The sequence below is a fragment of the Flavonifractor plautii ATCC 29863 genome, from assembly GCF_000239295.1.
Taxonomy (GTDB): domain Bacteria; phylum Bacillota; class Clostridia; order Oscillospirales; family Oscillospiraceae; genus Flavonifractor; species Flavonifractor plautii.
The window spans coordinates 1-9,130 of sequence record NZ_JH417840.1 but is presented as its reverse complement, the minus strand read 5'-3'; the positions used below and the strand labels follow the sequence as shown (position 1 = coordinate 9,130).

Below are 9,130 nucleotides of genomic sequence, written 5' to 3'. Positions count from 1 at the left end.
CAGATTGTCAAGGAACAAGGCGCACGGGGTTGACACAGTATGCCGGGATCTCCTGTTGCTTGCCCTGCGCATTTTCATATAAAAAGTAGGTATAAGATTGGGTCTGCACCTTGCCATTGACAGCCAGATAGTTCATGGAATATCCGCCGCTATAAATGTCCAGTTCGCCCAAAGCCTCTTCCGGAGTAGATGCCGCAACAGCGGATAAAGGCAGCATGCCTATGATTAGGACAGCTGTCAGCAGGAGCGATATTACTTTTTTCACAATATTTCCTCCTCGGTGGATTTAAACAAAGTAAAAAACGCCCCGAAACGGTTCGTGATTGGCCGTTTCGGAGCGGTAACACATCGTTTTGCTATTTTTGCTATGGGTGGTTACATGCCCATTACATTGTATTCGGTATAGAGGTATTTCCCATTTTTATAGACATCCCATGCCTCCACCTCAAACCGGGCCATTGGGGCGGAGTAGAAGACGCGGGTGAGCTGTTCGTCCCGCCAAGGCCAGAACGTCTGCACACCGCTGGACTCTGTAATCCCCATAGACAGGCGTAAGATGGGATCCCCCTTAGAGTTGAGCTTAAGGGTTCCAGCCTCCCATAAGTCCGGGCAGTTAGGTACGGCATTATACAAGGTATACAGCATCCGCCGGGTCTCATAGAGGTTCAGGATATGAAGTCTATCCCCAGTTTGGCTCTGGAAACGCAACACCTTCACTTCCGGCACCTCCAGCTCTGGGAACTGGTTCCAGTCACAAGTCGGCGTGGGCAGCGGGGCCGGGGGCTCCCATAACTTCAGATCGGTAATCTCATAGGTGGTACCGTCATCGCAGAGCACCTTGTCCCCCTCCTGTAACCGGAGGGGCTCGTCCGACTGGGGGATGACGACCACCCCGGAGGGGGCGGGCGCCGCGCTTTCCTCTGTGTAGGGGGAGCTGGTATCTACCAGGACACGGTTGGCGCCCTGGTCATACGCCACGCCGAAGTCTACCGCCCGGCCGACATCCCGGAGCTGCACATAGTTGTGGCCGTGGATGACATACGCTTCCAGATCCACCTGTTTCCCGTCCACATAGAAGGTTTGGGTGCTTGGGGCTGCAGTGAGGGCAGCCACCCCCGCCGATGCTGGCCCTGCCAGGGCCGCACCGGCCAAGGCACCTGCCAATACTGCTGGAATAAGCTGTTTCCTTTTCATACGGTTGACCTCCTTCTTTCCTCTGCTGTCCTTGTGTTCCTTACAGCAACAACATACCGGAAATCTGGGGAAAAGTCTATAGCAAAGGGGGTTCCCGGTGGAGAAAATGAGCCCGCAAAACAAAGCAGGTTACACAACCTCCACCGCCTGCACCTGCCAGCGGTAGGCCCTCTGATTACGCACACAGGTGTAGAGAGTGAGCATGTTCTCGGTGGAAGGGGCGGTGCCGCTGGTATCCGTCTCCTTGACCTTCTGCACACTGGTGACCTCATAGGTGCGGGCGCCCAGCTTGGTGGTCCAGGTGATGGTATCTCCCCGTTCCAGGGTGTGGAGATCCCCAAAGTCATCCCGTACCCCCCGGTTGTGCCCGGCGATGGCGCAGTTTCCATCCCAGATGCTGGTGCCTTTGAAATGTCCCGCGCCCTTCATGAGCGTGGAGCTGTCTGTACCCTCATAGACCCGCACGCTCAGGCCGATGGCGGGGATTCTCAATGTCCCCAGGTATCCGCTGGAATAGTAGAGATCCGAGGTCACCGGGGTATAGCCGAGGGAGGTGGTCTGCTCCTCCTCGGTAGCCGGAGTAGAGCTGTTGGTATCTACAGAGGGCGGGAACACGATGGGTGTCCCGCTGCCGTTGACGGTGCCCACTGCCATGCCCTCCGGGGCCAGGTTGGGGGTAAGCCAGGTTCCGGTGTTCAGGGTATCCGCACTGGCGCTGCCGAAACCCGGCGGGATGAGGGCGGCATTCTTGCTGATGTCCTCATTTTTCAGGGCCCCGACATCTGCCGTATGTACCACCTCCACCGAGGTGGGCTTGCCGTAGTCCGGCCCCTCCGGCGCGTCAATGGCGTAATCTAAAGCACCCGCCGGGGTGGCCAGGGCCGCCGCCAGGCAGCCAGCCAGGCACAGGGTGGTCAGCTTCTTCATTCCGTATCCTCCTCCTTGGATTCCCGACGCCGTTTGACAAACAGGCAGGCGCCGATCACGCCGCCCACAGCAAAGACCACGCCCAGCGGGAGTAGGATGGCCGCCCAGTTGAACTGGGCCAGGCCGTCCCCAGGCTTCTCCATGGGTGCGGCGGGTTCCAGCGGTTCCCCCTCAAAAATTGCAACGTAACGCACCCGGTTCAGGGCGATGCGGCTGACGGTACCGGTGTAGTCTGCCGTGACGGTATATCCGGTGACATAGCTGCTGGTGGCGGTGCCGGTATAGGTGGCCACGGCGGTGTAGCGGTCTCCAATGGCGTAGCCGGACATGCCGGTGGTGTTGTCCGTCCGCCAGTCAATGTTCTGGAGGGTGAGGGTACGCCCGTCCTCCTCTATGCTCTTGGGGATGCTGGCGGTATCCTGGCTTGCCAGGTTGGGGTAGGAACGGGTGGCGGACACCTGCCGGGTGGAGCTACCGTAGCCCGCCGCCTCCACCTGGACAGTGTCTAGCTGGAGGGACAGGGTGCCGGACAGGCCGTCCTCCGTGACGAACTCCTTCTCCTGGGGCAGCAGGGCCAGGACGGATTCCATATCCTTGCTTTTACTCTCCAACGATACCGTCTCCGTGTGCGGACGGCTCTCATGCTCCGGCAGCTCCTGCTGGAGCAGGTCCGTCAGGGTGTAGTGGAAGCCATCCTGCTCAAAGTCCGACCGGGGGATACCGGCAGGGTCCTGTTCCGGGGAGAGGTCATAGACCTTGCGGATCTCCGTGCCGTCCTCACTGCGTGTGACGGAGGTCGGGTAACAGACCTGCACCTCGGGCACTTCGGGGAAGGGCTCCGCCGCCAGGGCGGTGGGGAGCAGCGCCGCGGCTATCAACAGGCCGACGGCGCATCTCAGAATGGTGTGTTTCACGATGGGGTTCCTCCTTCACATTTTGTCATATTTTGCTCCAGCCGCTCCAGGGTGCGCCGGGCCAGGAGGCGGAACTCCCAGGGCTCCAGCTCCAGGGGGCGGTAGTCGCCTTTGTCCGTGATGCCGTCCGCCCGCACCTTGAGCACCAAGGGCTGGACGGCGGCAGGTTCCTTGAGCACCGTGGGGGCCAGCCAGCCCTTCCCGGCCAGATACACCCACCGGAGGGCGGAGGCAGGATTACCGGGGACGTCGGGCCAGAGGTATTTCCCCGCCAGCTTCTTGCGGCGCTGCTTCTTGTTGACGGGGATGGGTGCCAGGATCTTGCCCTCAATTTGGTAGCGAAGGCCAAGCTCCTCTACACAGGCGCGGATAGCCTGTCTTGCCTCCGTCGTGTCTGCCCAGGTGGGCAGCGGCTCTCCCAGCTCCGAAGCCAGCACATCCTCCCCCTCCGGGTCGTCCGGGAAGAGGGGCACGTTCTTCACCAGCTCCAGTACGTGAAATCCGTCCGTCAGGCCCAGCACCTTCCGCTTGGTAATGGGGATGCCCCGGTAGTGCACTAGGGCCTCCTCCAGCTCCTGGGCCTGCCAGATGGTCCAGCCTTTCTGTAGGAAGCCGCCCCGGCCCAGCCGCAGGTCGTCCATGGTGTAGTAATGCAGGTTCATTGGGCGGTCTCCTCCCGGGCCAGCAGGGCGCCCAGCCCGAACAAATCCACGCCGCAGTGCTCCAGCATGTCCAGGAACCCCGCGTCATAGGTTCGGAATGCCTCGGACGCCCTTTTGCACGGCATGCCGCTGGCCGTCCGGCTGTCCAGGGCCAGACGGACAACCATGCCGACGTTCAGACCGTGGAGCAGCCGGATAGACTTCAGCCGTTCTCTCATTGTGGGCGCCTGCCGGGTAAGTACGATGCAGCCGTGCTCTGTATGCAGGGCCAGCCGCTCCGCGTCCTCCAGTCCGGAGAGCTGGAGGGCGGCCCGGGGGATGGCCAGGGTCTTCTTGCTTGTGTCATGGCAGATGGTAAATTTCATCTTCTGTTTTCACCTCGTATTCTTAGTCCTGCGGCCAGTCCCACACCCGGGGCAGCCGCCCGGTGGGGACGGACAGGATCCGCAGCTCCGGCCGGTCACTGGACTCCAGTCCGGGGTTATCCAGCAGGGAGAGCTGGCGGTTGAGCATAGGGCCGGGGTCAAAGTTGGTCATGAGCAGCTCGTGGTACCTGGCGTCCTCCTGCCGGGCCATGGGGTTGGGGCGGTCAAAGCCCACAATGTAAAAGTCCGGGGCGAAGAGGTCCAGAATGTCCGGATGGCTGTTATAGGACAGAACGATGTGGCTGTCCCGCGCCGCCGGGGTGCACAGGCAGTCGTGGAGCCGGACGTGGTCCCGGAGGTCGAAGGAGGGGGCATACATCCTCTCCGCCTCCAGATAGGGCGGGTCCGCGTAGATCACCGCGCCGGGCCGGGCGTACTGCCGGACTACGTCGCAGCAGTCCTTGTTCTCCACCACCACGCCCTGGAGTGCGTCTGAGGCATGTCGGAGCAGGCCGAGGAAGCGGCGCAGCTCCACGCTGCGCCCGCCGAAGCTGTTTCCGGTGGCACTGTAGCTGTACCGGATGCTCAGATAATAGGCCGCAGCCCGCTGTACGTCCGGCAGGTTGGCCCGGCCCACCAGGAGCTTCTTCACCTCCTGCCTGTCCATGGGCGGGAGGTAGTCCTCTGTGATCTGGAGCTCCTCCTCCAGGTAGTCCATGGGGTCATACTCGTGGTTGAGGAAGCGGAGCACCACCTCGAAGTCCGCCCGGGCGTGGAGGGGCAGGAAGTCCAGCTCCCTGAGCAGCGCCAGGGGCCGGTCCCGGGCACAGCGGAACAGGTTGGCCAGATCCGCGTCGATGTCGTTGTACACCCGCAGGGGTGCGTACCCGGCGCCCAGGCCCAGGGTCACCGCGCCGCTGCCGCCGCAGACCTCCAGCAGACGGGGCGCCCTCCTGGGGAGCAGCTGGAAGATATAGGGGAGCAGGAACAGCTTCCCGCCTACCCAAGGAAAGAAGGGTTTAGCGATCCGGCCCACCTCCCCCGGGTAGGCGGAAGGCCCCCGTGGCCCTCTCCAAGCTGCGGATGGCCTTCTCCACGCCGTCCCGCATTCGCCGGAGATGCCCGATTGTGGCAATCACCTCCCAGGCGTTGGCGGGGTAGAAGTAGCCGGTGCGGTCGCTGCAGATAGGCGCCCCGTCCACCCGCAGGTTATGGACCAGCTTCCGCAGCTCTGCCTCATGGATGCGGAACCTCTTTTTCAGCTGTTTGCCGCTGATGGCGTTTTCCCGGCCGGGGCAGTAACGCTGCAGATACTCCAGGAGCTCCTTTTCTTTTGCTTTCATGACGTCCTCCTCTGGGCTGTCCTCCCGAAAAAGGGCACAAAAAACAGGGGCCGCTGTCCCCTTCGGGAAAACGGCCCCTGTTTCGTGTTGATATAGATTTGATCTGGGGTTACATCTGCTGCATCTGCATAGGCGCCCGAATCTGAGCATGCGGGCCGAGAATGTAAGCCCTGCCGTCCGCTGTCTGGATATAGCCCTTGTTCCGCAGCAAATCCAGCCCGTACCGTTCCAGGTTGAAGCAGCCGGCAACTGCTGGGTCCAGCGTACTCCCTGCCGACCGCAACTCCGCTTTCGCAACGTCCTGAAGCTGGTCTGTATATACCACATGGTAGCGGTTCAGGTGCTGGGCAATCTCCAGGGCGGCGGGCAGGGTGGTGCAGCCCTCATGCTCCAGGGCCCAGAGGTAGGTCTGGAGGAAATCTTTCTGCCCCTGGTTCTGTTCCTGGAGAATGAACCCCAGGTTCTGGCCGTCGTAGATCAGATCCTCCAGCCGGCCGGCATAGGCGTCCTCCAGCCCGGTGATGCCCGGCAGGCTGCACCGGGCTTCCAGCAGGGTGCACCCCCGGATGGTCTGTACGCCCAGAGCGTCTAGGGCCAGCCGGATCTCCCCCGGCCTCACGTCCATGATGTCGTTGTAGTCCGGCAGGGCCAGCCACACCCCCTCCGGCACCGCGGAGGAGGCCAGCTTCAGCCGCAGGCTCCAGCTGTAGTCCGGCTCCGGCAGGGCGATGCCGTCGTATACTTCTGGCTGCTCCCGCTCCGGGTATACCACATAGCAGCCTCCCACGAACAGGCCGGGGTGGAAATCTGCGCAGGTACGGCCCAGCTCCTCCAGGTTGACGTACTCCCGCAGCTCCAAAAGCCTTGTATCATTCTCCTCCAGGTAGTACAGGCCCAAATCCTTATAACTCTGGATACCGCCCACTACTTCGTATTCGTCCAGGCCTGCCAGCAGGTTGACCATCTCCTTGGCGTCGGCGGGGGCGCCCCGCTGGAGGGCCGCCTCTATGGCAAACTCTTCCCGCACGGTCATCACTCCCAACCGCTCCCGCAGCCATGCCTGCTCCTCCGGCCTGCCGGGAAGGTTTATCAGTCCTTCTCTGTCCATATCATCATCCCCCCATCTCCATGCCGCCCAGCTTTGGCTGGGGCGGCAGCGGGTTTTGCACCGGCCGGCCATCCACCCGGGTTAGCAGACCGTAGTCTGTCAGCTCGCCCCCGTATCGCTGGATCAGCGCCTCGCCGTAGCCGTAGAGGTTCAGGTACCGGCATAGCAGGTCGGCATTCTCCTCCCCCATGGAGCGGCGCAGCTCCCCGCGGGCCACGTCCTCGGGTGAGGCGGCAGCCCAATTCAGATTGTAGGCGTCCAGCCGCTCTGTCAGGGCCATGGCATCCTCCAGGCTGGTGGGAGGCGACGCCTCCAGTACCGCCTTGTACTTGATCAGCTTCAGCGGCTCCCGGTCCTCCAGCACGGTCAGCCGGATGGCCAGGCAGTTCAGGGTGTCCAGCTGCTCTGGGGTCGCCCACGCCGCCGGGAGCTGGGGCACCCGGCTGTGGAAGGCGGTGACGGTGCAGTTGGAGATGCCCACAGCATCCATCTGGTCACGCACCTCCACCAGCTCCTGTCCGGCGGGGAGGGTGAGCTCCGCCCGTTCCTCCCCGAGCTGGAGCTCCAGCCGAAAGAAGCTAGTCGGGGCCTCCGGCGCGCTGCGGGGTTCCTGGCCCTCTGCGGGCTTCCAGTTCCCATCCGGTACCACATACCCCTGCCTGGTGAAGACCCCGCCCTCTGTCTGACGGATCCGGCGGCCCAGGAGCTGGAAGTCCAACAGTTCAAACACCTTGTCCGGCACATCCTTCACCGCAGGGATGGACCCGTTTGCCGCGTAAACCCGGCCCAACGAGGCGTCGTCCGTGGCCTCGGGCACCACCTGGCAGTGCTCCGCCTGTTCCGCCAATGCGGCAAACGTGCGCAAAGGGATGATACCGCTCCGGCTGCTTTCCAGCCTGACCAGCCCCTCGAAGGCAGTGCGCTGCTGTTCACTTAGGCTGACCAGCCGCTCCGCCAGGGCATTGAGCGCGGGGAAGCCCTCGCCAGATTGCAGGCCAGGGAACAGGACGGGGAATTCCCCATAGTCCTCTATCTCCCATTCCACTCTGGTGTCCGGTGCGGGCCGCAGCCGTTCCCAAGCATCCAAGATTGTATACGGGTCTGCTGGAAGCTCCAGTGTCACATAAGTATCCTTGTCCGGATTACACAGGGATACTGTAAAGGCCTTATCCACGGCTCATACCCCCCATCGTCATCGTCGTTCCGTGCTTCATATCCCTCGCCTCGCCCTGCGGGCAATGCTCACTCATTTCGCCGGAACTCCTCTCCCCACCGAACCCGCTGCGCTGGGCTTCGGCGGGGGCCCCGTTATCGTGGGATTCCTGGGCCTGCGTCTGCCCGAACCACTCCTGCTCCGTCTGAATCTCCCAGTTCTCACACTGCCACAGGTGGGCGAACAGCTCCCGGCCGCCCGCATCAATGGGGCGTTGCTCAAACCCCTCTCCAAAGCCGTCACTGGCCTGTCCGGCAGCCATCTCCTTCAGCGTGGTCAATTCCTCCTCTGTAAGAGAGCCCGATACCAGGCATTCCGCCACTCCCCACAGTCTGCCGTCTCTGGCCTCCGCGGTAAAACGGCAGAACAGCACCTTGCGGTTTACGCCATCCTCCCTGTCATAGTAGTGCATGAGGCCGCGTGCCTCCTCCTCCGGCAGTTCTGCCCGGTGGAGCGCCCCGGCAATTGCATCTGCATAGCCGGCCGCTTCCTGGCTGTCCAGGAACCGTTCTCTCTCGTCCCAGTTCCCCCAGCCATCCGGCTCATAAAAGCCGACCGTCATTGGCATGTACAGCTTGAGCAGACTTGGTTCCGGCGGGTGGACAGAGAACATCTCCTCCCCAAGGGTCAGGATACGTTCACCTCCATCGCTCTGCCGGGCATGGAACCGGCCCTCGTCATCGATGTGCTCCAGAGTACCAGCCTCCTTCAACGTGTTTCTGGGATCATCCAGCTCCCATGTTTGGATCCGGCTGCCCGCGGGGAACTGGCCCCGCAGGAACTCCAGCCACTCCTTTGATACATCCTGCATAATGATCTGCCTCCCTTCATTTTGCCGCAAGCGTCATTCGGATAGAAAAGGCCGGCTTCCAAAGCGGAAGCCGGCCTTCAACGGGGTCCCTGTGCATGCTCTGTTCCCTCTGATAGTTCATAGTTCTTTCCCGTCCTTTTTTCTGGTAAGCACACAAGATACCACAGTGTGCCCGTAATATCCAGCAGTTTTTCACATCTGCTGGATGGCCGCCTGACTTTGGCTTCGCTCCAGCCACAGGGGATGATAAGCTATCTCTGTGATGCCCAGGTCTGCATTGCAGGTGATATGTGCAGCCACGGCAGGGCAGGCCGGCGAGAGCTGGAACAACGCCTTGGTGAGCTCTGAGCCCAGGCCGTCCAGGATACAGCGGGGCCCGCCGGGCTTTTCGGCAAACTCCGGTTGATCCATGGTGAGGCGGGCCATGGCCTGGGTGGCGGATATGCCTGTTTCCCGGCCGTATGTGATGGCCCGCTTCAAGGCATGCTGCGGATTGAACCGCCCAAAGTCCATGGTGTAAAACCGCTGCTCCTGCCCGGACTCCGCAATGGTGCAGGTTGCAATCCGGCTGAGCTCCTCCGGCCGCTCCGGGC

11 protein-coding genes and 1 pseudogene are annotated in these 9,130 nt (G+C 62.1%); all 12 read right to left on the bottom strand.

What is annotated here, in order from left to right; genetic code table 11:
• Positions 1-7: 7 nt before the first annotated feature.
• Entirely contained in the window at positions 8-265 is a 258-nt protein-coding gene (locus HMPREF0372_RS16245) for a hypothetical protein (protein ID WP_007494875.1), read from the bottom strand.
• A gap of 110 nt (positions 266-375) precedes the next feature.
• Positions 376-1,194 (bottom strand): hypothetical protein, encoded by an 819-nt coding sequence (locus HMPREF0372_RS16240; RefSeq protein ID WP_007494873.1) that lies wholly within the window; start codon positions 1,192-1,194, stop codon positions 376-378.
• Between the two features lie 129 nt (positions 1,195-1,323).
• Positions 1,324-2,121: a class D sortase gene (locus HMPREF0372_RS16235; RefSeq protein ID WP_007494870.1), complete on the bottom strand. Its 798-nt coding sequence runs from the start codon at positions 2,119-2,121 to the stop codon at positions 1,324-1,326.
• Positions 2,118-3,035, bottom strand: a complete 918-nt coding sequence (locus HMPREF0372_RS16230) for a hypothetical protein (RefSeq protein ID WP_007494868.1) — start codon at positions 3,033-3,035, stop codon at positions 2,118-2,120. The genes HMPREF0372_RS16235 and HMPREF0372_RS16230 overlap by 4 nt, the downstream gene beginning before the upstream one ends.
• Positions 3,032-3,697, bottom strand: a complete 666-nt coding sequence (locus HMPREF0372_RS19880; protein WP_007494867.1) for a hypothetical protein — start codon at positions 3,695-3,697, stop codon at positions 3,032-3,034. Before HMPREF0372_RS19880 ends, HMPREF0372_RS16230 begins: the two co-directional genes overlap by 4 nt.
• Positions 3,694-4,062, bottom strand: a complete 369-nt coding sequence (locus tag HMPREF0372_RS16220) for a hypothetical protein (RefSeq protein WP_007494865.1) — start codon at positions 4,060-4,062, stop codon at positions 3,694-3,696. The genes HMPREF0372_RS19880 and HMPREF0372_RS16220 overlap by 4 nt, the downstream gene beginning before the upstream one ends.
• A gap of 22 nt (positions 4,063-4,084) precedes the next feature.
• Entirely contained in the window at positions 4,085-5,098 is a 1,014-nt protein-coding gene (locus tag HMPREF0372_RS16215) for a DNA adenine methylase (protein ID WP_007494863.1), read from the bottom strand.
• Positions 5,082-5,405, bottom strand: coding sequence for a hypothetical protein (locus HMPREF0372_RS16210; RefSeq protein WP_007494862.1), 324 nt, complete (start codon positions 5,403-5,405; stop codon positions 5,082-5,084). The genes HMPREF0372_RS16215 and HMPREF0372_RS16210 overlap by 17 nt, the downstream gene beginning before the upstream one ends.
• Positions 5,406-5,514: 109 nt before the next feature.
• Positions 5,515-6,513: a hypothetical protein gene (locus HMPREF0372_RS16205; RefSeq protein ID WP_007494860.1), complete on the bottom strand. Its 999-nt coding sequence runs from the start codon at positions 6,511-6,513 to the stop codon at positions 5,515-5,517.
• A 4-nt stretch (positions 6,514-6,517) separates the two neighbouring features.
• Positions 6,518-7,687 (bottom strand): antirestriction protein ArdA, encoded by a 1,170-nt coding sequence (locus HMPREF0372_RS16200; protein ID WP_007494858.1) that lies wholly within the window; start codon positions 7,685-7,687, stop codon positions 6,518-6,520.
• Positions 7,680-8,537, bottom strand: coding sequence for a DUF4314 domain-containing protein (locus HMPREF0372_RS16195; protein WP_007494855.1), 858 nt, complete (start codon positions 8,535-8,537; stop codon positions 7,680-7,682). The genes HMPREF0372_RS16200 and HMPREF0372_RS16195 overlap by 8 nt, the downstream gene beginning before the upstream one ends.
• Positions 8,538-8,729: 192 nt before the next feature.
• Positions 8,730-9,130 (bottom strand): annotated as a pseudogene (locus HMPREF0372_RS20195) (hypothetical protein); the annotation flags it as partial.